This window comes from Streptomyces sp. NPDC004788, assembly GCF_053601115.1.
The window spans coordinates 53265-78467 of record NZ_JBSGBF010000002.1 but is presented as its reverse complement, the minus strand read 5'-3'; the positions used below and the strand labels follow the sequence as shown (position 1 = coordinate 78467).

Annotated in this window: 29 protein-coding genes and 1 tRNA gene; 19 read left to right on the top strand and 11 right to left on the bottom strand. The window is 71.7% G+C overall.

Annotated elements, in window-relative coordinates:
* Positions 1-270 precede the first annotated feature (270 nt).
* Positions 271-564, bottom strand: coding sequence for a DUF1330 domain-containing protein (locus ACWEJX_RS01495; protein WP_451605525.1), 294 nt, complete (start codon positions 562-564; stop codon positions 271-273).
* A gap of 53 nt (positions 565-617) precedes the next feature.
* Positions 618-1493 carry a PhzF family phenazine biosynthesis protein gene (locus ACWEJX_RS01490; RefSeq protein WP_451605524.1) on the bottom strand — a complete coding sequence of 292 codons (876 nt, stop codon included), beginning with the start codon at positions 1491-1493 and terminating at the stop codon, positions 618-620.
* Between the two features lie 92 nt (positions 1494-1585).
* Between ACWEJX_RS01490 and ACWEJX_RS01485 the strand changes: the two genes are divergently transcribed.
* The 12 genes from ACWEJX_RS01485 (at position 1586) to ACWEJX_RS01430 (ending at position 12591) form a co-directional block, all read left to right on the top strand.
* Positions 1586-2041, top strand: coding sequence for a winged helix-turn-helix transcriptional regulator (locus tag ACWEJX_RS01485; RefSeq protein WP_451605523.1), 456 nt, complete (start codon positions 1586-1588; stop codon positions 2039-2041).
* 149 nt (positions 2042-2190) lie between these two features.
* Positions 2191-3276: a phosphotransferase enzyme family protein gene (locus ACWEJX_RS01480; RefSeq protein WP_451605522.1), complete on the top strand. Its 1086-nt coding sequence runs from the start codon at positions 2191-2193 to the stop codon at positions 3274-3276.
* A 307-nt stretch (positions 3277-3583) separates the two neighbouring features.
* Positions 3584-3745 (top strand): hypothetical protein, encoded by a 162-nt coding sequence (locus tag ACWEJX_RS01475; protein WP_451605521.1) that lies wholly within the window; start codon positions 3584-3586, stop codon positions 3743-3745.
* A 207-nt stretch (positions 3746-3952) separates the two neighbouring features.
* A complete protein-coding gene (locus ACWEJX_RS01470; RefSeq protein WP_451605520.1) occupies positions 3953-5080 on the top strand; it encodes a JmjC domain-containing protein in 1128 nt (375 codons plus the stop codon).
* Positions 5077-6036 (top strand): arginase family protein, encoded by a 960-nt coding sequence (locus ACWEJX_RS01465; protein ID WP_451605519.1) that lies wholly within the window; start codon positions 5077-5079, stop codon positions 6034-6036. The genes ACWEJX_RS01470 and ACWEJX_RS01465 overlap by 4 nt, the downstream gene beginning before the upstream one ends.
* A complete protein-coding gene (locus ACWEJX_RS01460) occupies positions 6033-7742 on the top strand; it encodes a radical SAM protein (RefSeq protein ID WP_451605518.1) in 1710 nt (569 codons plus the stop codon). The genes ACWEJX_RS01465 and ACWEJX_RS01460 overlap by 4 nt, the downstream gene beginning before the upstream one ends.
* Positions 7720-8502 (top strand): cupin-like domain-containing protein, encoded by a 783-nt coding sequence (locus ACWEJX_RS01455; RefSeq protein ID WP_451605517.1) that lies wholly within the window; start codon positions 7720-7722, stop codon positions 8500-8502. The genes ACWEJX_RS01460 and ACWEJX_RS01455 overlap by 23 nt, the downstream gene beginning before the upstream one ends.
* On the top strand, positions 8499-9281 hold the full coding sequence (locus ACWEJX_RS01450) for an aldo/keto reductase (protein WP_451605516.1): 783 nt from the start codon (positions 8499-8501) through the stop codon (positions 9279-9281). Before ACWEJX_RS01455 ends, ACWEJX_RS01450 begins: the two co-directional genes overlap by 4 nt.
* Complete coding sequence (locus ACWEJX_RS01445) at positions 9278-10252, top strand: ATP-binding cassette domain-containing protein (protein ID WP_451605515.1); 975 nt, start codon at positions 9278-9280, stop codon at positions 10250-10252. The genes ACWEJX_RS01450 and ACWEJX_RS01445 overlap by 4 nt, the downstream gene beginning before the upstream one ends.
* Complete coding sequence (locus ACWEJX_RS01440; RefSeq protein WP_451605514.1) at positions 10252-11067, top strand: ABC transporter permease; 816 nt, start codon at positions 10252-10254, stop codon at positions 11065-11067. Before ACWEJX_RS01445 ends, ACWEJX_RS01440 begins: the two co-directional genes overlap by 1 nt.
* Complete coding sequence (locus tag ACWEJX_RS01435; protein ID WP_451605513.1) at positions 11060-11866, top strand: ABC transporter permease; 807 nt, start codon at positions 11060-11062, stop codon at positions 11864-11866. Before ACWEJX_RS01440 ends, ACWEJX_RS01435 begins: the two co-directional genes overlap by 8 nt.
* 11 nt (positions 11867-11877) lie before the next feature.
* Positions 11878-12591 carry a phytanoyl-CoA dioxygenase family protein gene (locus tag ACWEJX_RS01430; protein WP_451605512.1) on the top strand — a complete coding sequence of 238 codons (714 nt, stop codon included), beginning with the start codon at positions 11878-11880 and terminating at the stop codon, positions 12589-12591.
* Between the two features lie 13 nt (positions 12592-12604).
* Here the strand turns inward: ACWEJX_RS01430 and ACWEJX_RS01425 are convergent, their stop codons facing one another.
* The 5 genes from ACWEJX_RS01425 to ACWEJX_RS01405 all read right to left on the bottom strand — a co-directional run bounded on the left by ACWEJX_RS01425 (position 12605) and on the right by ACWEJX_RS01405 (position 17926).
* On the bottom strand, positions 12605-13879 hold the full coding sequence (locus tag ACWEJX_RS01425; protein ID WP_451605511.1) for an MFS transporter: 1275 nt from the start codon (positions 13877-13879) through the stop codon (positions 12605-12607).
* Positions 13876-16320: a B12-binding domain-containing radical SAM protein gene (locus ACWEJX_RS01420; protein ID WP_451605510.1), complete on the bottom strand. Its 2445-nt coding sequence runs from the start codon at positions 16318-16320 to the stop codon at positions 13876-13878. Before ACWEJX_RS01420 ends, ACWEJX_RS01425 begins: the two co-directional genes overlap by 4 nt.
* A gap of 139 nt (positions 16321-16459) precedes the next feature.
* Positions 16460-16606, bottom strand: coding sequence for a hypothetical protein (locus ACWEJX_RS01415; protein ID WP_389213290.1), 147 nt, complete (start codon positions 16604-16606; stop codon positions 16460-16462).
* 46 nt (positions 16607-16652) lie between these two features.
* Positions 16653-16967, bottom strand: a complete 315-nt coding sequence (locus tag ACWEJX_RS01410; RefSeq protein ID WP_451605509.1) for a hypothetical protein — start codon at positions 16965-16967, stop codon at positions 16653-16655.
* Positions 16964-17926: an aKG-HExxH-type peptide beta-hydroxylase gene (locus ACWEJX_RS01405; protein ID WP_451605508.1), complete on the bottom strand. Its 963-nt coding sequence runs from the start codon at positions 17924-17926 to the stop codon at positions 16964-16966. The genes ACWEJX_RS01410 and ACWEJX_RS01405 overlap by 4 nt, the downstream gene beginning before the upstream one ends.
* 488 nt (positions 17927-18414) lie before the next feature.
* Here ACWEJX_RS01405 and ACWEJX_RS01400 point away from each other — a divergent pair, with 488 nt between their 5' ends.
* Genes ACWEJX_RS01400 through ACWEJX_RS01390 form a run of 3 tightly spaced genes read left to right on the top strand, consistent with a single transcriptional unit; the run spans position 18415 to position 20937 of the window.
* A complete protein-coding gene (locus tag ACWEJX_RS01400) occupies positions 18415-19362 on the top strand; it encodes an NUDIX domain-containing protein (protein ID WP_451605507.1) in 948 nt (315 codons plus the stop codon).
* Entirely contained in the window at positions 19356-20132 is a 777-nt protein-coding gene (locus ACWEJX_RS01395) for an NUDIX domain-containing protein (RefSeq protein WP_451605506.1), read from the top strand. Before ACWEJX_RS01400 ends, ACWEJX_RS01395 begins: the two co-directional genes overlap by 7 nt.
* Before the next feature lie 4 nt (positions 20133-20136).
* Positions 20137-20937, top strand: a complete 801-nt coding sequence (locus ACWEJX_RS01390) for an NAD-dependent epimerase/dehydratase family protein (RefSeq protein WP_451605505.1) — start codon at positions 20137-20139, stop codon at positions 20935-20937.
* A 26-nt stretch (positions 20938-20963) separates the two neighbouring features.
* Here the strand turns inward: ACWEJX_RS01390 and ACWEJX_RS01385 are convergent, their stop codons facing one another.
* Together ACWEJX_RS01385 and ACWEJX_RS01380 are read right to left on the bottom strand one after the other, a co-directional pair.
* Complete coding sequence (locus ACWEJX_RS01385) at positions 20964-21215, bottom strand: EF-hand domain-containing protein (protein WP_403788824.1); 252 nt, start codon at positions 21213-21215, stop codon at positions 20964-20966.
* Between the two features lie 156 nt (positions 21216-21371).
* Positions 21372-21456, bottom strand: a tRNA-Leu gene (locus ACWEJX_RS01380).
* Positions 21457-21708: 252 nt separating this feature from the next.
* Between ACWEJX_RS01380 and ACWEJX_RS01375 the strand changes: the two genes are divergently transcribed.
* Positions 21709-22143: a hypothetical protein gene (locus ACWEJX_RS01375; protein ID WP_451605504.1), complete on the top strand. Its 435-nt coding sequence runs from the start codon at positions 21709-21711 to the stop codon at positions 22141-22143.
* Positions 22144-22160: 17 nt separating this feature from the next.
* On the opposite strand, the gene ACWEJX_RS01370 is transcribed toward ACWEJX_RS01375, so the two are convergent.
* On the bottom strand, positions 22161-22982 hold the full coding sequence (locus tag ACWEJX_RS01370; RefSeq protein WP_451605503.1) for an arylamine N-acetyltransferase family protein: 822 nt from the start codon (positions 22980-22982) through the stop codon (positions 22161-22163).
* Between the two features lie 155 nt (positions 22983-23137).
* Entirely contained in the window at positions 23138-23530 is a 393-nt protein-coding gene (locus ACWEJX_RS01365; RefSeq protein ID WP_451605502.1) for a nuclear transport factor 2 family protein, read from the bottom strand.
* Positions 23531-23713: 183 nt separating this feature from the next.
* On the opposite strand from ACWEJX_RS01365, the gene ACWEJX_RS01360 reads away from it, so the two are divergent.
* The 3 genes from ACWEJX_RS01360 (at position 23714) to ACWEJX_RS01350 (ending at position 25191) form a co-directional block, all read left to right on the top strand.
* Positions 23714-24445, top strand: a complete 732-nt coding sequence (locus tag ACWEJX_RS01360) for a hypothetical protein (protein WP_451605501.1) — start codon at positions 23714-23716, stop codon at positions 24443-24445.
* Between the two features lie 198 nt (positions 24446-24643).
* The gene (locus ACWEJX_RS01355; RefSeq protein WP_451605500.1) at positions 24644-25018 is read left to right on the top strand and encodes a BlaI/MecI/CopY family transcriptional regulator; all 375 of its coding nucleotides are present in this window, start codon (positions 24644-24646) and stop codon (positions 25016-25018) included.
* 38 nt (positions 25019-25056) lie between these two features.
* Positions 25057-25191 carry a hypothetical protein gene (locus ACWEJX_RS01350; RefSeq protein WP_451605499.1) on the top strand — a complete coding sequence of 45 codons (135 nt, stop codon included), beginning with the start codon at positions 25057-25059 and terminating at the stop codon, positions 25189-25191.
* The last annotated feature ends 12 nt before the right edge of the window (positions 25192-25203 follow it).

The following is a 25203-nucleotide window of genomic DNA, read 5'->3' as shown; positions in this document are numbered from 1 at the left end:
CATCGTCGGCCGGGAGTCCGGAAACCTCCACGCCGGTATCCGACTTCATGGTGGCACTAGCTTCACCATCGCGCCCGAGGCGGAGGCGCGGGCGGGAGACGGCGGAGGCGAAGAGGGCCGCCGCGCCGCCCGGGAGCGCGAGTTCGGCGAGGGCCACGCCGGCCGGAGAACTGGCCGCGGCGGACGGCGACCACACCGTGGCCTTCGCCGGCTACGAGGCGGAGATGCGGGCGTACGCGGAGGGCTGCCGCTCTGACGCGGCATCGGTCGTCAGTCGAGGCCCTCGACGATGCGGAAGTCGCGCTCGACGCCGTCGGCAAGTGCGGCCAGTGCCTCCTGATAGGCCGCACTCGCGCGGGCGGCGACCGCCTGTTCGAAGCTGTCGAACTCGACCAGGACGGTGCGCTCGGCGATTCCGGCGTCGTGCGCGACGACCAGGCCGCCGCGGGCGAGCGTCCGCCCGCCGGCGGCCCTGACGGCTGGACCGGCCAGCTTGTTGTAGGCGGCAAGCCGCTCAGGGTCTGCGATGGTGCGGTAGACGCTGACCCAGTAGCCCTTGGCCACGGTTACCTCCTGTGTGCGGAATCGGTGCTCAGATGCTTGCTCGGATCCATGCCTCATCGCGTGGCCCTGCGCACGATCGCCGCCTGGCCGCCGACTCGGATCCGGTGTCCCGCGCGGTCGCGGTGGACGGTCGCCGTGATGGTGGACGGGCTGCCGAGGTGGTCACCCATGTCGACGGCGAGGCGGTGTGTGCCGAACCCGGCGGCGTACGCTGCCAGGCAGGCCGTGCTGTTGGCGTTGGCGATGTCCTCGGGGACGCCGATCGACGGGGCGAACATGCGGGCTGCCGCTCGGCCGTGCCGGTCCGGGGGCGAGTAGGCGTAGCAGCCCAGCAGACCGTAGCGGTCGCAGGCAGCGCGTAACAGGGCCGAGTCCGGCGTGAGTTCGGCCAGTGCGGCGCGGGATCGGACGGGCAGCAGAAGTCTCGGCCGCCCGTTCGACGCCACGCGGGCGTCGCCGGCGACCGCGTCCTCCGTCAGTCCGAGGCCGCCTGCGACTGCCCTCAGTTCGGGTCCACCGGCGCTGCGCAGGCTGACCGGGCCCGGGTCGAACGACGCCGTCAGGCCGGCACCGTTCCGGCTTGTCCGACCGTCGAAGCGGCGGTGGGCCGTACGCAGGACGGCGCGGTAGTCGTGGTCGCCGCCTTCCCGTTCGGCGAGCACGGCGAGGGCGGCGACGGTGCCGTGTCCGCAGGCGGGCAGTTCGCCCTGGGCGGTGAAGAACCGCAGGGTGTACGCGGGCTGACGACGCTCGATTCCGGCCGCGCGGAGGAAGACGGCGTGCGACGTTCCCCACTGCGCGGGGATGCGGCGTCGCTCCTCGTCGGTGAACGGCGCGTCATCCAGGACGGCGGTCGGGCTGCCACCCGCGCCGTCTCGCTGACACGCGTCGACGACCACGACCTCGGACATGGCACCGGGCCGGTCCACACCAGCCTCCTCCGTTTCGATTTCCGAAGCGATCGCCGATGCTAGCGTGTCGGTATTCGAAGCATCAACACTGGAGGGCTGGACATCCCGACATGGCAACACCCAAACCCGGCAAGCCTGTTCGCGGCTCGACCACCGGCCGCCCCCTCATGGCCGCACTCGATCTGTTCGGGCGGCGATGGAGTCTGCGCATCCTGTGGGAGCTTCGCGCGGGTCCGCTCGGATTCCGCCCCCTGCAGAAGCGGTGCGACGACATGTCCTCCAGCGTGATGCGGCAGCGCCTGACCGAACTGCTGGACGCCCGGGTGATCCACCAACTACCGGACAGCCGCTACGAGCTCACCCCGCTGGGGCAGGAGGCGCGCCAGGCCCTGAACCCCCTCGCCCGCTGGGCGGAACGCTGGGCGGCCACGATCGACCCGCCAGGGGCGGACCACACCGACGACCAGTCCGCCGACGGCGTCTCTCAGGACCCGGCGGAGGAGCGTGCCCGGTCCCTGGGCAAGCCCCTGCGGTTCACCCACCCGGAAGTCGACCCCGACGTCTGACCGCCCCGTGCTGAGCACCGGCAGCGGCCGGCCTGAGGGCTTCGCCCGCCTGTCGCACACCGCTGTCCCAGCCTGATGGCAGCAGGCCGCGCCGCGGTGCCGTCGCGGTCCGGGGACGGTCTGGCCCCGGGCGCGGGGCAGGTGCTGTGATGACGTCCGTGCCCCCTTCCTCCGCGCCTTTCCCTCCCCCGTCCCCTTCCCCCTCCTCCTCCGCCATCGAGCGGGTGGCGCTGCTGCTCGCCGCCGAGTTCGGCCTGGTGCCCGAGTCGGTCGAGGAGGGTCCGTCCGGCACCGCGACCCGCAACTACCTCGCGACCACGCCCGACGCCCGGCGCTGGTTCGTCAAGACCTATCCCGCCGGCGCGGATCCCGAGCGGGCCGAGAGCGCCGCCCGGCTGAGCGAGTACGCCCGGCTGTGCCGGGTGCCGGTGGCCCGCGCGCGTGCCACGCTCGACGGCGACCGTCTCGTCGCCTCCTGGGGCGGGGCGACGGTCTCGGTGACGGAGTACGTCGCCGACGCGGTGACCGCCGACGGGCGGCTCACGGGACGCGCCTGGGAGGCCGTCGGCGAGGCGGTCGGGCGGCTCCACCGCGGACTCGCCCGCCATCCCTTCGGCCCGCCCCGACCGGCCGCCCGGGACCGGGCCGTCGACCCGGTACGCAGCCGGGCCCGCCTCTCGGAGCTCGTACGGCGCTACGAGGCGGAGCCGCCCCGCACCGGGTTCGAGCGGTGGGCGCTGGAGACGGCCCGCGAGCGGCTGGCCGGGCTGCCGGCGACGGAGCGGCTCCTGGAGCGGGTGCCGGACCGGATGCTCGCGCAGCTGGTGCACGGCGACCTGTCCGGTCCGAACGTGCTGCTGCGCGGCGAACGCGTCGCCGCCGTCATCGACTTCGCCCCGCCGGGCCTGCGCGGCCCGATGTGGGAACTGGGCCGGCTCGCCCTCGACCCGCGCACCGTGCTCGCCCACTCCGACTGGCCGGCCGGCCTCGGCCGGCTCGTCGCCGTCTACCACGACCTCCATCCGGGCGTGCCGGTCGCGGAGTTGGTGAGCGTGGTCCGGCTGACGGCCGCCTACCTGGGCTGCACCGTCTACCCGCTCAACACGGTCGTCGAGGGACTGGGCCCGGTCACCCCGTCCCTCGAGTCGTACGCCCGCGACCGCGTCCGGGCCGCGGCCGTGCTGCGCGACCGCCTCGACGAGGCGGAGGAGGTGCTGCGCGACGCCCTCGGCTAGCGGCGCCGGGGCGCTCGCCACCGCGGATCCCGTTCCTCCGCACCCCGGTGGACGGTCTTTCAGTTGTGAAGAATGCGAACGCAAGCGACCCCGCGATGACCGAAAGACCTCACTGCGCCTAGTCGTCGATCAGCCAAACCTGAGAGGTAACCAGCCAAAGTCGACCCATTTATCGCACGCATTCTCGCGGAATCCGGGAAATGGAAGTCCAAGTTCCACCCGTCGGAATCCGATCCCTTGATCACGGCCTTTTCGTGCCATAGCCTCGAAGGGAAGTGCCAACGGCATCTACCTACGGAGGTAAACCATGGCAAGTTCTTCCAATGACCGCGCTGCGGACACGGAATTCCCCGAGGTCGAGGTCCGGGTTTCCCCGGTGGCCGACCGGGCCCGCGCCACCTTCGCCAAGACCCACTCGCGTCCGAGCGTTCCGGACTTCGCGAAGCTGTTCGCCGATTCGGCGAAGTAGCCGGGACGGCGAAGTAGGTTAGCACCGAGTTACTGGATTCCGTGCGCACCGGGCCTCGCGGTTCGGTGCGCACGGAATCGCTCCACCGGGATTTTGTAGCGGCATGAGGGTGATTCAGGGAATATGACGACACTTTCCTCGCGGTTCGGCCGCGCCCTGTCGGGGGAACTCGGCCCGGATTTCTCCACGCATCAGGTCAGTAATGAAGTGGTATTTCGACACCTGGACCCCGCGCTCCTGGAGGACTGCTTCTCCTGGGCAGGACTGAACGAGATCCTTTCGCGGGGCTCCGCCGTGCCGGCCGACTTCTTTCTGTGCGCGGAGGGAAAGCGACTGCCCGAGCACCAGTACACGGTCTCCCTGGACGGACACCGGATCTTCGATCTGCCGCGGGTGTTCGCGCTCATGCGGGCCGGCACCACACTGATCATCGACTCCCTGGACCGCATCCATCCCGGTGTCCGGGCCGCGACCGACGACATCATGCGCATCACCGGTGAGACCGCGGCGTGCAACCTGTTCGTGACCTTCGACGACGCGCAGGCCTTCGACAGCCACTTCGACGAGGTCGACACGTTCGTCGTCCAGCTCCTCGGCACCAAGCACTGGAAGGTCCACGGCCCGTCCGAGGAGTTCCCGCTGCCCGAATACGGCGACAGCGATCCGGTGAACTGCCCCGACACCGTCCTGTTCGAGAAGACCCTGACGCCCGGGGACGTGATCCACGTGCCGCGGGGCTGGTGGCACACCGTCCGCGGGGGTGGTGACACCAGCCTGCACCTCACCTTCGCGTTCACCCGCCGTACCGGCTACGACTGGCTGCGTTGGGCCGCCCGTCAGGCGCTGTCCCGGCCGGAGATCCGCGAGAGCCTCGACCGCGCGGCGTCGCCCGAGGCGCACCGGGCCCAGCAGGAACGGATCATCGAGGCGTTCCTGGCCGAGGCGAAGAACATGCCCCTGGAGGACTTCTTCAGCGCGGAGCGCCGTGCCTCCGGCGGGCGCGACGTCGCGAGCCTGCCCTGGGACGTGAGCGGGGCCCGCCCGGCCGGGGAGGACGTGGTGGAGCTGGTGCCCGTCCTGTCTCCTCCGGTCCGCGTGGAGGGGGACCATGTCGTCGTCACGGCCGCCGACCAGGACTTCGCCCTGCCCGTGGGACACCACCCGGCGATCGAGGCGCTCGTCCGGGCCCGCCGGCTCACCGTCGCCGAACTGGCCGCGCAGGCCGGGGCGCCCGTGGCGTCCGTGTCCGCGCTGGTCGCGGCTCTGCTGCGGTGCCGACTGGTCACCGTCTCCGGCGCCGACGCCGCCCGCCGGGACAGCGAGCGTGACCGGTGACGGCCCCGATCCGTCCGGGCCTGGGCGCACTCGGCCTGCCCTCCGCCGACCTGAGCGTCGTGCTCGACGGGGAACTGACCGCCGACGCCGTCGTCGTGGGACTGCCCTTCGACGCCGGTGTACCGGGGGTTCCCGGCCAGCGCCACGGCCCGGAGATCTTCCGCAAGCTCAGCCCCGACCACGGCTGGTCCGTCGCCGAGGACGGTGCGCTGGGCGGGGTGATCGACCCGGTGACCCGCGGTCCGGTGCTGTCCGGCCGAAGAGTGTTCGACGTGGGCGATCTGGGCTCGGTGCCGATCGATCCACGGGTCGGCCGCGGCACCTACTACAAGACCCTCACCCGCCTCTCGGAGCAGCTCGCCGGCACGGGCACCGTCCCCGTCTTCATCGGCGGTGACCACAGCCTCTCCGCGCCGGCAGCCACCGGGGCGGCGGCCGTGCACGGCCCTCTGCGGTTCCTCTGCTTCGACGCGCACTGCGACTTCAGCGCCCGGCCGATGCCGGACGCCACCGACATCACCCACGCGGACTTCCTCGGCCACCTGTTCCAGACCGGCACGATCTCGGACGCGGAGCTGTACGGCGTACGGACGTACCTGCCCGCCGACTGCGGTCCGCTGCCGGAGGCCCTGCGCTGCGCCTACCCGTACGACCCGGGAGAGAGCGCGGCGGACCGGGACGACCGGCCGACGTACCTGTCGATCGACCTGGATGTCATCGAGCCGGCGGACTTTCCGGCCACCGGGCATCCGGAGGCCGGCGGCTACCGGCTGCGGGAACTCCTCGCCGCGGTCGAGCACGTCTGCCGGACACGGCGGGTGGTGGCGGTGGACATCGTCGAGGCACTCCAGGACGACCGGGAGAACCGGGCCACCAGCGCGACGATCTCGACTCTGGTCATGACATGCCTGCGGGCACTGCTCGAACACCCTCGGGAACGGGAGACGACCGAATGAGCACGGGCACGACGGCGGACACGACCGCACCTGGCGGGGAGGCGTCCGACGGTACGGGCATCCGCTCCCTGCACGGCTGGCAGCGGCGGCTGATAGCGGAGCACGACCGGCCCGACCTGCGGACCCTCGGCACGACCGTCACCGGCGTCAATGCGGGGGAGGGCGATGTCACCATCCGCGTCCACGAGGGCCGCACCTGGATCTACAAGGCGTGGCGCGGCGACCGCGGCGAGGAGACCCACCACCTCTACACCCCCGTCACCGGCCGCGTCCACGCCATCGGCCGGGACGAGGCGGAGGCACTCCAGGCGCAGGACTGGTCGGCGGTGCCGGCCGCGACGATCAGCCGTCTGACGTCCCTGGTCATGCCGTTCGAGGAGTCCGGCTGGCAATTCCCGGAACTCCCCGCCGACGCACGGGTGGACACACCGCGCGTCCGCGTCCTGATGCTCAACCCCACCGAGCAGTGCAACATCCGCTGCACGTACTGCTACTACGGCGGCGCGTACGCCGACACCCGCCCCCACCAGACCGCGTCGCCGCAGGCGGACATGGTGCGGGCCGCCATCGACCTGTTCGTGACCGGCGAGGAGAAGCTGGACTCCGCCCCGCGGGCCGTGTACTTCTTCGGCGGGGAACCACTCCTCGCGTTCGACGAGCTGAAGAAGGCCGTACTGGCTCTGGAGGATCGCAAGCGCGAGGTGGGAGCACGTCTGGAGAACCTCGTTCTCCAGGTGAATTCCAACGGCATGCTGCTGACCCCGAAGATCGTCGACTTCCTCGTCGAGCACGACATCTATCTCAACATCTCGATCGACGGCCCCAACCACGACCGCTACCGCGTCGACCGGCGGGGCAAGGGCACGCACGACCGGGTGCGCGAGCGCACCGACTGGCTCGCCGAGAACTGGCCCGAGTACTTCTCCTCGCGGGTCGCGCTCATCTGCGTCCTGTCGGCGCCGCTCGACGCGGCCGCCCTCTACCGGTACTTCGCCGAGTGGCCCACCGCGCACCGCGCCCTGGCGTGGGACTTCGACCTGATCCTGCCGGGCGGCGAGCAGTCCTACGCGGACTTCGAGCGCATGTTCGCCGAACAGCGCCGGGTATGGGACCTCTTCGTCCGCTCCCACCACCAGTCGTACCGGGAGCGCGAGCAGTCGGGGCGATACCACTTCGCCTTCAGCCACGGCTTCCTGCACCGCGCGTTCCACCGGGTGCTGAACCAGCCGGAACGCGACGGCGGTGCCCGCCTCGGGCATCTGCTCGGCATGCAACTCGTCCCCGGGAACGAGTACTTGGTCCTCGGATCCGACGGTACGCTCTACTCCTCCTACGAGTACCAGTCCCCGGACTTCGTGGTCGGCCACACCGACCGGGGGGTCGATCCGGTGGCCGGGGTCGAGCAGCTCGCCATGTTCCGCGACTCCGTCCAGGCCGGATCCTGCACCACCTGCTGGGCGGCGCCGCTGTGTACCGTGACGGTGCCGGAGGCCCCCTTCCGGCGGTCGGACTCCGCGGACGCGGTGCGCGAGAAGGTGACGGCCAAGCGGGCGAGGTGCATGTCGGAACGGGAGAACCTCCAGCAGGCGCTGCGCGCCCGCGTCGACATCGAGCAGGAGTACGGGAGCGAGGCCCTGGACGGACACCGGGACGACTGGAGCCGCCAGCGGATGGAGGTCGCGCGTGTCGATCCCTTCTACGCCTGAGGCATCCGCCGAGGCCGGCGACACCGACCTCCCCGAGCTGCTGTGCGCCGCCGAACCGGCCCTGTTGCGGGGAGCCGGCCGCCACTGGCCGGTCTTCGCCGCGCTGAGCGAAGAGAACCTGCGGGCCCACGCCGACCGACGGGTCGAGGCCGAGGACCGGGACCGCCGTCCGGTGAAGGTGTCCCTCGGGGAGGTCCTCGACGACATGCGGGACGCCCACCCGCGGGGCCTGTACCTGCGCCACCAGTCGCTGTCGCGGTTCGACCCGGCGCTGCCGGGCCTCGTACCGAAGGAGGTACGGCGCCTCAACTGGCTGCTGGCCCTGGAGGCCGACGCGCGCCCGGACTGGAGCTGGCTGATGATCGGCGCCGCGGGGACCAGCTCACCCCTGCACGTCGACGTGATGGCGAGCGCCGCCTGGAACCTGCTCTGTGCCGGCACCAAGCGGTGGACCTTCCACCCGCCGGAGCGGGCCGAGGAATGGCGGCTGCTCCCGCCCGGATGTGCGAGGGACAGCCATGACCGCACTCCCCGTGAGTTCGTGCAGCAGCCCGGCGACCTCGTCGTCACGCCCAGCGGATGGGCTCACGAGGTGCACAACGTCACCGGCTCGATCGCCGTCACCAGCAACTTCATCAACCGTTCCAACCTGGACTTCGCCCTGCGGTACTTCGACCTGGCCGGCGACACCGACGCGCACGACGTGCTCGCCGCGGTCGGCGCGGCCTTCGCGCAGGACAGCGAAGGCGGTGGCCGTTGAGCGGGCCCAGCCTGCCGTTCGAACTGCCCGCCGTGGGACTCGGCACCTGGCAGATGTGGGGCGAGGCCGCCGAGCGCGGCGTCCGCGACGCCATCGAGCTCGGCTACCGGCTGATCGACACGGCCGCCGCCTACCGCAACGAGGCGGCCGTCGGCGCGGGCATCCGCAGCAGCGGGGTCGACCCCGGCGAGCTGGTGATCGTCACCAAGTTCCCGGAGGAGGACGCGGGCCGCGAACGAGAGGTGCTCCGCACCAGCCTCGACCTCCTCGGCGTGGACCGGATCGACCTGTGGCTGATCCATGCCCCGTTGGACGCGGCGGGATCGCTGCGGATCTGGGAGCGGTTCATCGAGGCACGGGAGGAGGGGCTGGTCGGCGCCATCGGCGTGAGCAACTTCCTCCCGGAGCAGGTGGACGAGCTGATCAAGGCGTCCGGCGTGGTCCCCGCGGTGAACCAGATCGCCTTCGGCCCTCACCACTACGACGCGGACGTCGCCCCGCACCATGCCGGGCACGGCATCGCGATCCAGGCCCACAGCCCCTACAGCGAGAACGAACTGTCCCACCCGGTGCTGCGGGCGGTCGCCGACAGCCACGGGTGCACGGTGCGACAGGTCCTGCTGCGCTGGCACCGGGCCCACGGCGTTCCGGTCGTCGTCAAGTCCGTCTCCCGTACCCACCTGACCGAGAACCTGGACGCCGGCCACCCGCTCGACCCCGCGGAAGTGGCGGCCATCGACCGTCTGGGCATCAACCCCACCCCGGGACAGCGATCATGAGAGTTCAGCTGGACGCCGTACGGCGCTCCTACCAGGTACGGCGCCGTCCGGAGACGGGCTCGAAGCTGACCCGGCTCGTCCGCCGCGAACGCAGTGAGGTCGAGGCGCTGCGCGGCATCGACCTGCGGATCGAACCGGGCGAGTCCGTCGGCTACATCGGACTCAACGGCGCGGGCAAGTCCACGACGATGAAGCTGGTCGCGGGCATCCTGACCCCGACGGCGGGCCGGGTCACCGTGGACGGCCGGGACCCGCACGGTGAGCGCCGCGCACTCTCCGCCGACCTCGGATATCTGGCAGCCCAGCGCGCCAGCCTCTGGTGGGACCTGCCCGTCAAGGACTCGTACGAACTCATCCGGCGCGTCTACGGGATCGAACCGGCCCTGTTCCGCCGCCGCAGCGAGGAGTTGGTGGCACGGCTCGACATCGGCAAGCACCTGAACACCCCCGTACGCGAGCTGTCCCTCGGGAACAGAACCCGTGCGGAGCTCGTCGGGACCCTGCTCCACTCGCCGAAGCTGCTGCTCCTGGACGAACCCACGATCGGGCTCGACATCTTCGCGCGCGAGGCGATCTGCGGCCTCCTCAAGGACCTGCGCGAGACGGACGCGCCCACCATCCTGATGGCCAGCCACGACCTGCGGGACGTGGAGGCCGTCTGCGACCGCATCGTCATGATCGACGCGGGTCGGCTCGTCCACGACGGCAAGATCGCCGAGCTGCGCGGGCTAGGTGGTCGCACCCGCCGCCTGGTCGTCCACCATGCCGAAGGCCACACGCTGCCTTCCACGCCCGGTCTCGTCCCGGTGGGAGCTCCCGCGAGGACCGTCACCGCCTTCGAGTACGCCCAGGGCGAGCTCCCCCCGGAGATCCTCTCCGCGCTCTTCTCCGATCCGCTCGTCGACGACGTCCAGCTCGAGGCACCGACCCTGGAACAGCTCATCAAGAACCTGTACGGGAGGGCCGGCTGATGGAGCGGACGCGCCACTCCCTCCGTCCCCATCTGGCCGTGGCCCGCATGCAGATCAGGCTCTCCTTCCACTACCGGACCAGGGCCTTCTCCCAAGGGGTGGGCGCGCTGCTGCTGATCGGCCTCCAGGCCGCACTGTGGACGGCGGTGTACTCGGGTGCCGGCGACGCCGTCGCCGCCGACTGGCTGAGCCTGCGCCAGACCATGGTCTACGCCGCGGCGGGCACCATCTGGGTGCTGTGCCTGCCCAACCTCGGCCTTGCCCGCCAGCTCGAGGCGAAGATCAGGGACGGCCGGATCGTCACGGAACTGCTCATGCCGATGGGCTTCTTCAGTCAGTGGTTCTCCGCCGCCCTCGGCCGGTCCGTGGGCATCACCGCGCTGGTGGGCCTGCCCGCGGCGCTGGTCGGCGGTGCGCTCCTGCTGCCCTTCGACCTCGATGCCGGCTACGCCCTCCGGCTCGCGCTGACGAGCGCCATCGCCTTCGTCGTCCTCTTCAACCTCAGCTACATGATCGGGCTGTCGGCGTTCTTCATCCGCCGTGTCGAGGGCCTCAACGAGGTGCGCGAAGCGCTGCTGCTCCTGCTGGGCGGATCGATGATGCCGATCTCCCTCTATCCGGCCCCGCTGCGCGATCTCGTCGTGTGGACCCCGTTCGTGCACGGCTTCTACACCCCCCTCGGCACCCTGGTGAAGGACCCGTTCGTCGACGCACGCGTCATCACCATCGGGCTGGTCTGGGCCGTGTTGCTGACCGCCGCGAGCGCGCTGTTCACCTGGCGCGCCCTGCGAAAGCTGGTGATCGCCGGTGGCTGAGCGGCTCGCCGAGTTGAAGAAGTCCCTGGACGTCGCCTTCTTCGCGACCCGGATGAACTTCCGCAGTCATCTGGTGCACCCGGGCGAGGTGGTGCTCGCCAATCTGGGGGCCCTCGTCCAGGCGGTCTCCGGTGCCGCCGTGTTCATGCTGGCGCTCTCGACCACCGGGGCGATCCACGGCTGGACGCTCGCCCAGTGGGCCGTGCTCACCGGCTTCACGACCGTGGCCCGCGCCCTGTGGAACACCGTCTTCTTCGGCACCCTGGACATCCCCGACATGGTCCGCAGCGGCGAACTCGACCACTACCTCGTCCGCCCCACCAGCCCGCTGCTCCTCATCCTCTTCTCCAAGGTCGACACGGACGTCTGGATCGAGATCGTGATCGGCCTCGGCATGATGGGTGTGGCGCTCCAGGTCAGCGGCGCCGAACTCACCGCACAGGTCCTGCTGTTCATCCCCGTCGCCCTCCTCGGCGCGGCGCTCGTCTTCGCCGCCGTGCACCTGGCCGTCACCTCGCTGTCGTTCTGGCTGCGGCAGGACGCCATGCTTTCCACGCTGATCTGGCGGTTCGACAGTTTCGCCCAACTGCCGATGAGCTTCTATCCGAAGTGGGTCGTCGCCGTGTTCTCCACGGTCCTCCCCTTCGCCTTCGTCGGCTACTACCCGTGCCTCTACATCCTCGGCAAGACGGACTCGCCTCTCGTGTGGGCGTTCCCCCTCGCCGGCCCCCTGCTCATGATCCCCGCGGTCGTGCTGTGGCGACGCGGTCTCACCCGCTACTGCAGTACCGGCACCTGAGGAGCCCCGCAGTGAACCATCTCGACGCGTTCGAGCGCGACGGATACCTGGTCCTCGACCTCTTCTCGGCGGACGAGGTCGCGCGGATGAAACGGATGCTGTCCGCGCTCATCGACCCGCCGTCGTCCGGACGGCATCCCCGGCTGTACGTCCACGCCGCTTCGGAGAGTCCCTTGCCGCGACTCGACCCGTACAACCCGTACGCCGTCTGGAAGATCGTCAACACCCCGCTCGCCGGGGACGACTGGTACGCCCTCGTCCACGACCGGCGCGTCCTCGACGTCGTCGGCGAGCTCCTGGGTCCCGACATCAACTTCCACATGGGGTTCGCCCGGCTGCGTCCCTCCGGGCTGCGGGCCGAGGAAGGCTGGCACCGCGACCTCGACACCGACCGGCACACCCTGCCGGAACTGGTCACCGCGCTCATCTACCTCGACGACATGGACGCCGAGTCCGGTGCCACCCTGGTCTGGCCGGGCAGCCATCGCCACGACCGGCCGGCGCCCGACGACGACGAGGCCGTCGCGGTGCCGGCCCGCCCGGGCTCCGTCCTCTTCCTGCACTGTCTGACCGCGCACCGCGCCAGCACCAACCTCACGACGCGGCACCGCTCCATCCTGATCAACGAGTACAAGAGCGCCCGGACGACGGAGCTCAGCCCCAACGACGCCGCCTTCGGTGACCTGCCGCTCCGCAGAGGGGGACGGAACCTCGTGGAACTGTGACCCGGTCGAGGACTCAGACGGCCCGCGCCGCGCGGTCGGCCGCGCCCAGGCGGAGCGAGAGCACACCGGCCAGGAGCAGGATCGCGCCACCGGTCACCATGGGGACCGAGAGGTCGGTGTGCGCGGCGAGGAAGCCGCCGGTGGCCGAGCCGACGGGCATGATGCCCCAGGCGGCGAGGCGGTAGGCGCCGGCCGCCTTGCCGCGCAGTTCGTCGGGGACGAGTTCCTGGCGCTTCGCAGCGGTGAGGACGTTCCACATGACGACGGTCGCGCCGTTGAGGGCGAGGAGGGCGGCGACGGCGAACGGGTCGCGCACCGTCCCGGCGAGGAGGAAGGAGGCGCCGGCGCCGAAGACCGACACGGTCAGTGCGGCGCCCCAGCCGAAGCGCGCGCTGAGCCGGCTCGCGACGCCGCTGCCGACCAGGCTCCCGACAGCCGAGCCGGCGATCAGCCAGCCGTAGCCGGTGTCGGACAGGCCGAGGGTCCTGGTCGCGTAGAGGACGAGGACGGAGATGGCCATCGAGCCGGCCAGGCTGAGCAGCGCCACCATCAGGGTGAGGATGCGCAGCACGGGGTGGTGGAGGAGGAACGCGAGACCGGCGCGGATCTGGCCGAGCCAGCCGGTCGGCTCGGCATCCGGCCGCGGCTCGGCGCGGAAGCCGCCCGGGCCGGGCTTGATGCGCAGCAGCAGGGCCGCGCTGAGCAGGAAGCTGAGGGCGTCGACGAGGAAGGGCGAGTGGCGGTCCCAGGAGAACAGCCAGGCGCCGAGCACCGGTCCGGCGAAGCTCAGGTTGACGACGCTGGTGGCGAAGAGCCTGCTGTTGGCGCGTTCCAGCGAGTCCTTGGCGACGGTCGACGGGATCATCGCCTGGGACGCCGTGTCGTAGAACGTGTCGGTGACGCCGAGCAGGAAGGCGACGGCGTACAGCGTCACGGCCGTCAGTGCGTCGCTGAAGGCGAGGGCCAGGAAGCCGCCGACGAGCGCGAAGCGCAGCGCGTCGACACCGATCATCAGCCGGCGCCGGTCCACGCGGTCGGCGACCGCCCCGCCGACGAGCGCGAAGAGCAGCCAGGGCAGGCGCTCGAAGGTGGCGACGAGCGCCACCTGTCGCGGGTCGCCGGTGAGGGCCGCGGCCAACAGGGGCAGTGCGGTGATGCGGATGCCGTCGCCGATGCCGGAGACGGCGAACGCGCCCCAGAGCTTGCGGAACTCGGCGCTGAGCGGCCGGTCCGGCGCCGGGGCGGCGTCCGCGTCGTGCGTGTCGTGCGTGTCGTGCGCTGATGTCAACGTGCGGGCTCCAGGTCGGCAGCGTGGGCGCGCCGGTGAACGAAACCGTACATCTCCAGCTTGGCGAGGATCCGCTCGGTCTCGGCGGTCAGGCCCAGCTCCCAGACGCCGTGCGGGTCGTGGCCGCCGGCCAGGCCGAGGCCGTCCTCGCAGGCCAGCCAGAGCAGCCGGCCGAGACGGCCGAGGCGCAGGGCGTGGCCGGTCACGGTGGAGCTGAGCACGATGGTGGTCTCCTCCTCCACCTCGTGCACGCCGGGTTCGCGGACGAAGACGGGGCTTTCGGAGACCGTCGTGCCCGCCGAGGTCAGGGCGTCCGGCCAGGACGCCGGGTGGACGGAGTGGGCGGCCTCGCCGGCCAGGAAGCCGAAGCGGACGAGGAGGGCGACGAGTTCGGCGCCGGTGACGGTGACACCGACGACGCCGCTGCGCTCGAAGAGTCCGGCGAGCGCCTCCGCCGGGGTGGCGGTGCGCAGCAGGTCCAGGTCGACGGTGTCGGGGGCGTGGAGTTCGACGAACCGGTCGCCGATGGCCGCGTACAGGCCCCAGCGGACCAGCTCGCCCGCTTCGCCGGTCGCGCCGGTCGCGCCGGTCCACGGCAGCCGGCGGATCTCGGTGTGCGGGGCGAGGACCAGCGGTTCGCCGGGGGCGAGCGGGTTCTCGTCGCGGCCGCCGTTGGGCAGCAGCTGGGCGGCCTCGGCGCCGTTGCTGGCCCGTACGAAGGTGTACTCCTCGACGCCGGTGAGGGCCGCGGCCCGGCCGGGGCGGAACCACTGCTGGGCGGAGACCTCCAGCGGGCGCTGCACGTCCCGGCCGAAGAGCACGCTCTCCCGGGCGTCCATGCCGCGCTCGACCTCGTAGTCGTAGGTCAGGGCGAGGTCGTCGGACTCCGGCGGCAGGATGACCCGGACGCCGAACTTCTCCGGGTCGGTGGCGACCGGCGAGAAGGCGTCGAGGACGAACGGGGAGCCACCCCAGGTGCAGTGCTTGACGCCGAACTCGTCGGTGGCGCGGCGGATCGTGTTCTCCGCGAACTCCACGGTGTGCCGGGCCTCCTCCTCGGTCTCCCCGGGGAAGCCGTGGATGACGAAGAGGTGCACGGGCACGCCCGCCTTGAGCATCGCCTCGACGGTCGTGTCGATCGCGCCGACCTCGGTGTCCTTCTTCATCAGGTCGAGGACCCGCTGGACGTGCGACTCCAGGCCGAAGTTCATCCGGCGGCAGCCGGACGCGTAGAGCCGCTCGGCGAGGTCCTCGTCGAGGCCGCGGGCGAAGCGGGTCTCGCCGTACCAGTTGATGTCGGTCCCGCGCTTGATCAGTTCGTCGGCGACGGTGCCCAGGGACCGCAGGGTGAGGATCTCGTCGACGAACATGAAGTAGCGGGTGTTGTGCCGCTTGGCCAGCCACTCGATCTGGTCGACGGTGGTGCCGGCGCTGCGGCCGCGGTACTTGCCGGACGCGAACGGGATCGCGCAGAAGGCGCACTCCCAGGCGCAGCTGCGGGAGGCGAAGACCGGCAGGATGGGGCCGGGGGCGAAGTACTTGTCGAGCGGGTAGTCGTCGTAGTCGGGCGCCGGCAGCTGCTCGATGCGCACCTTGCGCGGCGGGTTCTTGCGCAGCCGGTCGCCGTCCATCCAGACCAGGCCGGGGACCTTGGCGAGCGCCTCGGGGCCGTCGGCCTCGAAGAGCATCGGCAGGGCGTCCTCGCCCTCGCTGTGCACGAAGTAGTCGACCATGTCGAAGAACGGGTGGCGTTCCGTCCAGCGGTCGATCATGCGGGTGGTGTAGTTGCCGCCGAGGACCACGCGGATGTCGGGGCGGCGTTCGCGCAGGATCTTGACGAAGGTGAGGGCGGCGATCAGCTGGGTGTCGGCGGAGACGCTGACGCCGACGAGGTCCAGGTCCGGGTCGTCGAGCAGGTCCGCCGGCATGCAGTGCTCGAACGCCCAGCGGTACACGTTGCGTTCGCGGTCCACGACGGCGTCGAGGACCTGCCGCGACGAACGCGCCGAGTAGTACAGGTCGTTGGCGACCAGGTCGAACTCGTGGCCCGGAAAGGCGGCGGAGACGCACCACATGGCGTTGCGGACCACGAGCCGGGCCTGGGCGTGCCGGGCCTCGTCGTGCAGGGCGTGCTCGTCCCGGAGGACCCGCTTGGCCTCTTCGATGAGCTCGATCGTCGGTTCCAGGACCAGCCGGGCGCGTTCCTGCGTACGGCGCTGCTCCTCGTCGCCCGCCCAGTCGCGCTGGATGCGCGGGGCCATGGCGCGCAGTCCGTCGGCGCCGAGGAGCCAGTTCACGGACTCGATGCCGAGGTCGTAGGCGCTGACCCGGTGCCCGCGTTCGCGCATGCAGGCGGTGAGCAGGGGGACGGCGAGGTGGGGGGCGTACGCGTTCCACAGCGGCGGGTTGACCAGCAGGGCGCGTTTCGTCTTCAACTGCATGACCGGTGCACGCTTTCATTCATCGGGGTCGCTGGGTGAGCGGTGGACGCGTGCGGGCCGAGGGGGTCCGGAAACCCCCTGGTGCCCGAGCAGAAGGGGATGTGCGAGGAAGCCGCGCACACGGGGTGCGCGTGTGTCATCAGACCTCGGGGGTCTGCGGGGCAGGCATCGCGGCGTACTGCGCGACCTGCGGGGTACCGTCGGGCTCGATCGCGTCGACCAGCAGGTCGGCGTCGGTGGCGCCGGCGAGGGCGGCCTTGAGCTCCTCGATGAGGGTACGGCTCATGACGATCACCTCCTTTCCTGTGGTGTACCGGGTGCGTGACCCGGCCTCAGGTGGTGCCGGTGGTGCTGTTGGTGGTGCTGTTGGTGGTGCTGATCCTGCGCACGAGCCCCTTCTGCTCGAGCTGGTTCAGACCCTCTTCGAGATCGCCGAGGGCCTGGTCTTTGGTCTGTGTGGCGGCGACGGCGCTGACGAACTGGTCAGCGACCTCCTGGTGCGTCGCTCCGTCACACAGGGCGAAAATCAGCCAGGTCTTGGTGTTGAGGAGGAAGACGTTGGGCTGGTCCTCGGTGTAGACGAGCAGGCTGTGCTCGCCGGGGACGGGCCGGGTGATCACGCGGTTGTGCTGGTAGACCTGGTTCATGCCGCGCTCCGCGCCTTGAGGTGGTCGGTCAGTACGGAGTCCAGCCACCGCAGGAAGGCGACGCCGGATCCGCCGGCGTGGGCCTCGCCGAGCGGCAGCAGATCGGCGCCGAGCAGCCGCGCCCGCTCCCCGCAGGACCGGGCCGACTCCTCGACCTGCCCGCGGGTGTAGTGCCGCCACAGGGCGCTGTCGTCGGGCAGTGCGGCGAGCGTGGAGTAGAACACCGCGAGGTGTACGTAGACGTGGTAGGCCGCCAGTGCCCGGTCGAACGGCCAGCTCTCCCGGCCCTCGTGCCAGGCCGGCTCGACGTGGGCGATGGTGTCCTTGTCGTAGCCGGCGCCGAGGATCGAGAAGCCGACGTACATGTCGTAGAGCTTGCTGTGCACTCCTTCGTGCAGCAGCGCCTCGGCCGCCCGCAGCGGGTCCGTGAGGCAACCGCGCGAGACGAACACGGCCGAGGGCACGTCCTTGGTCGACGCGCTGAAGAACGGCCTTTCCCCGTCGACCGCGGCGAGCAGCGAGAAATGCGGTCGAATGCTTTCCACGAGTTCCGGCACGTATTCCTGGAGAATTCCCCAGCCGGCGGCGGCGGTTTCCGTCTCGGCCGGAGTCATTCCCACGATGTCGTAGTGCTCGGGGGTACCGTCCGGAGTGAGCCCGGCAAGGAATATCTCATGGAACTCGTTCAGCCACGGGTCACGGAAATCCGTGTCCACCAGGATTTCGAGTCCGGTGTCCGCGAGCGGCGCGAATCCGGGGCGCGGGAAGGCTCCCGCGGCGTCGTACGCGAAGGTGTCGACGAACGGTTCGATGCGGCGCCCGAGTTCGTCCCAGTCGACGGTCCGGCTGCGCGCCATCGTCAGTCGTGCCTGGTCGATGCGGCGGCGCAGCACGGTGTCGTGCAGCACCCGGCCGGCCGCGGCGCCCTCCACGGACAGTGGCCCGAGGAACTCGCCCACGCGTCCGGGAATCCGCTCCGCGCCGATCTGCGCCAGGAATTGGTAGGTGGCGTGCGCGCGATTGCGAATGCGCCCGGCGGAACCGTAGGGCTCGTCCCCGGCCAGCCTGCGGCGGAGGGAGGAAATACTCCCGACTTCTTCCGGTCCGACGACAGCCACACCAACCCCCGTAGTTCGCGGTTCCGCTTCTCGGCTCGACGTGACTTTATGCAGGCGCGAAGTGGCCGATCAAGAGCGCCCCACCCCTCAGGTAGCTGCACCGGTGCAACAACATGCGGCCCCCACAAGTCGCCACATAGCGGCGCGATGTCATTCCATAGCGGACACCGCTCGCGGTGGACGGGCGGAGCGGGGGCGGTGGCGGTCCGGCCCGGCCCGGCCCGCGCCGATCGATCGGGTGGCGCGGTCCGCCGAACGGGAACCGCGCGAGGTGCTCGTGGGCCACGATGGGGAGGAACGCGGCCCGTCCTCGACGATCGGAGAGTTCCGTGACCACCACCAGCGCGACATCTGACGAGGAGTACGGCGCCGCGCGCGCCGCCGCGGCACTGTGGACCGGGACTTCGGTGCTCGTCACCGACGTGCGCGGGCGGGTCCTGGTGCAGCACGTCGACTACCGGCCGACCTGTCTGCTGCCCGGCGGTGCCGTGGATCCGGGCGAGGCGCCTTCGCGTGCCGCGGCCCGTGAGCTGTGGGAGGAGCTCGGCGTCACGGCGGTCGTCGACCGGGCCCTGGCCGTGGACTGGGTGTCGCGGGAGGCGTTGGGCGCTCCGGCGGCGCTGCGGTTCCCGGGCGAGATCCTTTACGTGTACGACGGCGGCACCTGGGACGAGGCCCGGATCGGCGCCGTACGGCTGCCGGAGAGCGAGATCGAGAGCATCGAGTTCGTGGAGCCGGCCCGGCTCCCCGAGCTGATGGCCCCCGGGGACGCGCGCCGTGCGCTGTCCGCGCTCCGGGCCCGGATCAACGCGAGCGGCCCCGCCGTCCTGGAGGACGGCCGCCCCCTGTCCCCCACCGTGCTCGACCGCCTCGCCGTACTGTCGACCCCGCGCACCGCGGGACCGGTCCCGGAAGGCGGGACGGTGGGCCGGTCCCCTGTATGGGCCTTCGCGCCGGACGGCCGCGTCCTCGTCCGGCTCGACCCGGCCACGGGCGCGGCCACCTTGCCCGAAACCGCCGTGGAGACGGAAGGCCCGCCGGAGGACCCGTACGAGCGCGCGCCGCACGCGGTGCGCTTCACCGGCTCCGAGCCCGTCGGGAAGGGCACCGCGCGGATCCTCGCCACCCCCGAGCAGGCCCTGTCCCTGTTCGACCACCCCCCGGCGGCGGGGGCCCGGCTGCTCGCCGCCGTCCACGACGCCCGCGAACGCCTCGGCATCCCGAGGGCCGCCCCGCAGCCCGTCACCGAACTCCCCTCGCCGGGCACGCCGTGCTGACCGGCCCTGCCGTCGAGTTCCTCGACACGGACGGCATCACCTTCGTCGAGCACGCCGCGCCCGTGCTCACGCCCCGGGAGCGGAGCGAGGTGGACCGGATCTGGGCGGAGACGACGGCGCGCAACCCCGCCGCGTTCGACGGGCGGGTGGTGGCGAGTCTCGGCGTGGAACGGCGCGGGGCCGAGCCGTTGGTGGTGCGGTGGGCGGCGGTGTCGTACCGGATGCGGGGGCTGCGGTCGCTGCGGGCGGCCGAGCGGGTGCCCGGCTCGGTGTTCGTGACCGTGCTGCTGCCGGCGGAGGACGGGCTCGTGGTCGGGCGCGGCTCCACGGCGACGGCGGCGCCGGGGCGGTGGACTTTGCCGGGCGGAGCGGTCGAACCACCGGTGGCCGGCGAGGCCTTGGACATGACGGCGCTGCGCGGCCATGCGGCGCGGGAGCTGGTGGAGGAGACCGGGGTGGAGGTGCCGGACGCACAGCTGGAGCTGTGGGGCCTGACCCGTGGGCGGCGCTTCGGGAGCCTCGGATTCCATTTCCTCGCGCCACCGCTCCCCGGCGCACTCGTCCGCCGCCGCCACGCTGCCCTTGCCCGTACGCTGGGTACTGGTGGTACTGAAGTGGAGCTGGACACGCTCGCGTTCGTACGGTCGACGGCCGCGGCCGAGCGGCTCGGTCCGGGCGCGGACTATCTGCCGCAGGTCCTTGACCGGTACTTCTTGATGACGGGAAGGTCTGCGACGAGGATGCCGGGGTCGTCGACGAACTGGGGGTGACGCCGTGGGACTCGGGACGATCGCGGTCACGGGCGCGGCTGGGCGGATCGGGACCGTGGTGCGGGAGGCGCTGCGGGCGGAGGCCGAACGCCTGGTGCTGCTCGATCGGGTGGCGCTACGGGCGGAGGCCGCGAACGAGGAGGCGCGGACGGTCGATCTGCGGGACGGCGCAGCGGTGGCGGCGGCGCTCGCCGGGGTCGACGCGGTCGTGCACCTCGGCGGCGTGCCGGACGAGGCGCCGCTGCCGGACCTCCTCGAGGCGAACGTCCTGGGCACCCATCACGTCCTGGAGGCCGCCCGCCGGCACGGCATCGGCCGGGTGGTGCTCGCGAGCAGCAACCGGGTCACCGGCTTCTATCCGGCCGGGCACACGACGGGGCCGCGGGACCCGGTGCGGCCGGACGGGCTCTACGGGGTGAGCAAGGCGGCCCTGGAGGCCCTCGGGCAGTTGTACGCCGACAAGTTCGGGCTCTCGGTGATCTGTCTGCGCATCGGCAGCTTCGAGCCCGCGCCGGGCGAGGCCCGCCATCTGGCGACCTGGCTGAGCCCGCGCGACGCCGTCGGTTTCGTACGGGCGGCGCTGACCGCCCCGCCGAGCACCCGGTTCGCCACGGCGTACGCCGTGTCCGCCAACGCGCGCCGCTTCTGGGAGCTGCCCGATCCGGCCGTCCTCGACTACGTCCCCCTGGACGACGCCGAGCACCACGCGGCCGGCGTCCCGGACGCGGACCTCCCGGCCGACCCGGCCGCGCCGCAGGCGGGCCCGTACGCGCTGCCCGAGTTCACCCTCCGGCACATCCGGTAGTCGGGCCGGGCCGGCGCCCGGCACGGTCACCAGCCGAAGCGGCGGTCGACGACCGCGGCGAACTCCTCGTACGTCAGCACCTTGTCCCCGTTCGCGTCGGCCTCGTCGAAGAGCGCCGAGGAGTCGTCGGCGTCGCCCACTCCCCACGCGGGGATCATGCCCCGGGCGACGAGGGTGGGGCCCTTCTCGCGGAGGGCACGGATGACCTCGACACGGGTCAGGGTGCCGTCCCGCTCCAGGTCGAGGGCGTCGAAGAGGGCGCGGGCCTGCTCGCTCATGGCTGGTCCTGTTCCTCGCGGGGTGCTGTGGTGCTCGGTCGGGTTGCGGTGGGAAGGACGCGGGAGCCGCCGGGCCGGTTGACCGGACCGGGGCCCGAAACGCGAAGTGGTGGACGGGTTCGATGCCCGTCCACCACTTCGTCGACAAACCTGTCGTGTCCGAGGGGGGACTTGAACCCCCACGCCCGATAAAGGGCACTAGCACCTCAAGCTAGCGCGTCTGCCATTCCGCCACCCGGACTAGGTGTGCGCCACTCGCGGGGTTCTTGTCCCCGCGGCGACAAGAACTAATCTACCAGGGGTTTCGCCTGCTCTTCACCCGGGTATCGGGTGCCCCGCGGCTCACCCTCGCGGCCGCCGCTCGGGCGGCAGAACCACCGCGAAGCCGGGGCCCCGGTCGATCCAGCCGGCGAGCGCCCGGCCCTCGGCCGCCGCCGAGTCGGAGCCGGGCAGACGCGGCCCGGATCGGTGGGCCGCTTGCCATACTGCTGCGATGCCGATGTCACCGCGCGCCACCGGGCAGGGAGCACCCGTCCTCTTCATACGGTTCCAGGGCACGACCCGCAGCCCGCGCGGCCACTTCCCCGGGGTGTTCGCCCTGGCCAACGGGCTGGCCCGGGAGGGCCTGCTCAGCGCCGAGGAGCACCGCTTCTGGCGCGCGGCGAACGACTGGTACGACGCCGCCTACCCCGATCCGTCGGCCACGGACCCGACGGTGTACGACCCCGAGCTGCACCCCGGTGCCGTCGCCTGGTTCAAGGCGACGGCCCGGCACCTGCTCGACCGGGTGCCGGGCTATCTGGACCTGCTGGCGGCGCACGGGGTGGCGTGCGTGCGCGTCGAGTCGTCGGATCCCGGGCGGGTCGTCTACGAGGACGAGGTGCAGGTCGTCGCCGTGCCCTGGGAGCCGTACCGGCCCACGCGCTGACGGCGGCGGCGCCGGCGTCACTCCGGCAGGCTCGTGTCTTGCGGCAGGCTGATGCCGAAGGCGTCGCGGAGGACCCGCAGCACCTCGTCGGTGTCGGCGAGCTCGCGCGTCTCCCGGGCGCCGTCGGGGGCCGTCTCGGTGAGGCGGCGGCCGGTGAGGGAGAGGTGGGTGCCGTCGGCGAGGGCGCGCTGGGCGTAGACGGCGCGGGCGAAGGGGGAGCGCGGGTTGGTGGCGATGTGCCAGTTGATGACCTCGTAGTCGCAGGCCTCGAAGGGCTCGACCGTGAAGGAGTACTGGTCTTCCCAGGTGTCGTCCTGCGGCACGTACGTCAGGAGCTTCCACAGCTCCAGCGGACCGTCGTGCGGCTCCTGGACGAGGCGGTGGTGGCGCGGCAGGTCGTGCAGTTCCGCGCCGGCGATCAGCGGGATCGGTTCGAGGAGGGCGCCGATGCTGCCGAAGCCGACGTCCGTCACGAACGGCACCGGCTCACCGGGGACCTGAGTGAGCATCAGCATGTGCGTGCGGGGCCGGATCTCGCCCGGCTTCGCGCCGACGAGGACGCGCGCGGTGAGCAGCGTGACCCGGAAGCCCAGCGCGGTGAGCGCGGCGGCGAGCAGGGTGTTCTGCTCGTAGCAGTAGCCACCGCGCTCGCCGTGGACGAGCTTGGCCTCCAGGTCCGCCAGGGCGAGCGAGGGCGCGCTGCCGAGGACGGGGTCGAGGTTCTCGAAGGGAATGCCCAGCATGTGCGCGCGGTGGACGGCACGCAGCGTGTCGACGGTGGGGGGATGCCCTCCGGGGAGCCCGATGCGGGTGAGGTAGGCGTGGAGGTCGATGATCATGACGCCACCCTACGGAGCCGCCCGCCGTTCGCGCCGGGGATTGCCCATGCCCCGCGCCCACCCGTGCCCCGCCAGCCGCGCGCCGCACCCCCCACGCCCGCACCCACGCCCACGTCCCACCGTCCAGCGCCCCCCGCCACCCCCACGCCCCGGCTCTACGCCTCCGCCGCCTCCTTCGCGATCTGCTCGAACTGCGCACCCATCGCCTCCGCGAGCGCCTGCGCCGCCGACAACGGGCGGACCATCACCGTGAAGTCGTCGATCTTCCCCTCCTCGTCGAAGTGGAGGAAGTCGCAGCCCTGGATGGTGCGTCCACCGACAGTGGCGGTGAAGACGAGGGCGTGGTCGCGTCCGCCGACGTCGGCGATCTCGCGTACGTACGTGAAGTCCTCGAAGACCCGCATCACACCGCGCAGGATCGCCGCGGTGACGGCCTTTCCGAGGTACGGCCGGAAGGCGACGGGGCTGGTGAAGACGACGTTCTCGGCGAGCTGTGCCTCGATGGCGGCGGCGTCGCGGTCCTCTACGGCCTTGCGAAAGGGGTGCATGCTCCTGCTCCGTCCCACGGTGCGAGTATGGACTACTTACTCAATAAATTGAATAGGTGCGCACGAGACTAGAGAGGCGCGTCGAACCTGTCCAGGGACCGCCCGGCCGTGTGCCCCGTCACATTGACCACCCGCCGCCACGTAGGCTCACGACGGCGCGGCCCATGCGACGAGGAGGACCCCATGAACGCCACCGAGGAAGCCGAGCAGCGTCTGGACGCGGTCGACGTCCTCAACGCGAAGCGGACGCTGGTCCAACTACTGGCCCGGGCCGGAGTCTGGTCCGGCGACGCGGAGCAGCTCATCGGCCTGGTCGAGGCCGGCGCGCTCGCGCTCGCCCACGACGAACTCGCCGCCCTCGCCGGGCGCGCACCCGAGGGCAAGGACGAGCCCTACGCCACCGGCTGGGCCGACGGCGCCACCGCGGCCACCGCCGAACTCGCCGCGCTCGCCGAGCGGACCCTGCGCGCGACCGTCGGGCACGAGCCGTCCGCGGCGACCACCGGCCCCCGGTCGCCCGTGTCGCGGATGGAGGTCGAGCGGGCGAAGGTCGCGGTGCTCCCGCTCCACCTCTCCTTCACCGCCGAGTCCGACCTCGACCCCGAGGTCTCCGAGCAGATCCTGACCGCCGTCCTCGGCACGATGACCGCCCGGCGCCGGGCCGGTTACGCGGGCCGGCTCACCGAGTTCGCCTCGACCCACCGTGCCCATGTGGAGCGGATGTACGCGGAGTTCGGCCCGGGCAGCCCGATCGCGATCCACGGCCGCTACACGCTGCTCCACTCCCCCACCAGCATCGCGGTCCTGGAGCGTCTGGTCACGGACGAGGAGCCGCTGCGCGAGGAATGGGACGCGGCCGAACTGCCGCCGGCCTGGCTGGACGGCCTGCTGACCGCCTGGGAGTCCACGGCCTGAGCGGCCCGGGCGGCCGCAGCCCCGACTCTCGCCAGGCCCGACCCGACCCGGGCAGCCGAAGCCCCGACTCGCGCCCGGCCCGACCCAGCCCGGGCCGGGCGCCGACGCCGACTGCCGCCCGACCCGGCCGCCCCCGCGAACCGCGCGTCTACTATGACCCCCACGACAAGTCGGTGGAGCGGAGAGGAAATCGGGCCCATGCGGCGGCTGGGGGATCTCGAAGCGGAGATCATGGACCGCTTCTGGCGGTGGAACCGCCCGGCCACGGTGCGCGAGATCGTCGACGACATCAACCGGCACCGGGAGGTCGCGTACACCACCGTGACGACCGTGACCACGATCCTCTTCCACAAGGACTACCTCACCCGGGCCCGCGACGGCCGGGTCTGGGTGTACCGGGCCGCGGCCACCCGCGAGGCGTACGCGGCGGCCCTGATGGAGGACGGCCTGGACGCCAGCGAGGACCGGCCGGCCGCGCTCGTCCGCTTCGTGGAGAACCTCGACGAGGGTGAAATCGCCGCGCTCCGCGAGGCGTTGCGCACGATCGGCGGCCGGGCCCCGGCAGCGGAGTGACGGGGTGAAGGCGGCCCCCGCCCTCCCCACGTACGCCCTTGCCGGCCCCGCTGGGGAGCCGCTGGGCGAGCCTGGCCACGATCGCCCTGGACCCGGCCGTGCGCGAGGCCCGGATCCTGGACGGTACGCCGGCGGAGCACGGGTCGCGGCCGTGGACGACGCTGCGGGCGTGAGAAGGGGACGGG

What these genes read in the sequence shown, in the direction of transcription:
- ACWEJX_RS01420 (WP_451605510.1), bottom strand. Translation starts at nt 16,320, where the DNA reads ATGCAGTTGAAGACGAAACGCGCCCTGCTGGTCAACCCGCCGCTGTGG.
- ACWEJX_RS01370 (WP_451605503.1), bottom strand. Translation starts at nt 22,982, where the DNA reads ATGATCATCGACCTCCACGCCTACCTCACCCGCATCGGGCTCCCCGGA.
- ACWEJX_RS01385 (WP_403788824.1), bottom strand. Translation starts at nt 21,215, where the DNA reads ATGAGCGAGCAGGCCCGCGCCCTCTTCGACGCCCTCGACCTGGAGCGG.
- ACWEJX_RS01410 (WP_451605509.1), bottom strand. Translation starts at nt 16,967, where the DNA reads ATGAACCAGGTCTACCAGCACAACCGCGTGATCACCCGGCCCGTCCCC.
- ACWEJX_RS01375 (WP_451605504.1), top strand. Translation starts at nt 21,709, where the DNA reads ATGCCGATGTCACCGCGCGCCACCGGGCAGGGAGCACCCGTCCTCTTC.
- ACWEJX_RS01480 (WP_451605522.1), top strand. Translation starts at nt 2,191, where the DNA reads ATGACGTCCGTGCCCCCTTCCTCCGCGCCTTTCCCTCCCCCGTCCCCT.
- ACWEJX_RS01355 (WP_451605500.1), top strand. Translation starts at nt 24,644, where the DNA reads ATGCGGCGGCTGGGGGATCTCGAAGCGGAGATCATGGACCGCTTCTGG.
- ACWEJX_RS01445 (WP_451605515.1), top strand. Translation starts at nt 9,278, where the DNA reads ATGAGAGTTCAGCTGGACGCCGTACGGCGCTCCTACCAGGTACGGCGC.
- ACWEJX_RS01365 (WP_451605502.1), bottom strand. Translation starts at nt 23,530, where the DNA reads ATGCACCCCTTTCGCAAGGCCGTAGAGGACCGCGACGCCGCCGCCATC.
- ACWEJX_RS01460 (WP_451605518.1), top strand. Translation starts at nt 6,033, where the DNA reads ATGAGCACGGGCACGACGGCGGACACGACCGCACCTGGCGGGGAGGCG.
- ACWEJX_RS01440 (WP_451605514.1), top strand. Translation starts at nt 10,252, where the DNA reads ATGGAGCGGACGCGCCACTCCCTCCGTCCCCATCTGGCCGTGGCCCGC.
- ACWEJX_RS01415 (WP_389213290.1), bottom strand. Translation starts at nt 16,606, where the DNA reads ATGAGCCGTACCCTCATCGAGGAGCTCAAGGCCGCCCTCGCCGGCGCC.
- ACWEJX_RS01360 (WP_451605501.1), top strand. Translation starts at nt 23,714, where the DNA reads ATGAACGCCACCGAGGAAGCCGAGCAGCGTCTGGACGCGGTCGACGTC.
- ACWEJX_RS01475 (WP_451605521.1), top strand. Translation starts at nt 3,584, where the DNA reads ATGGCAAGTTCTTCCAATGACCGCGCTGCGGACACGGAATTCCCCGAG.
- ACWEJX_RS01485 (WP_451605523.1), top strand. Translation starts at nt 1,586, where the DNA reads ATGGCAACACCCAAACCCGGCAAGCCTGTTCGCGGCTCGACCACCGGC.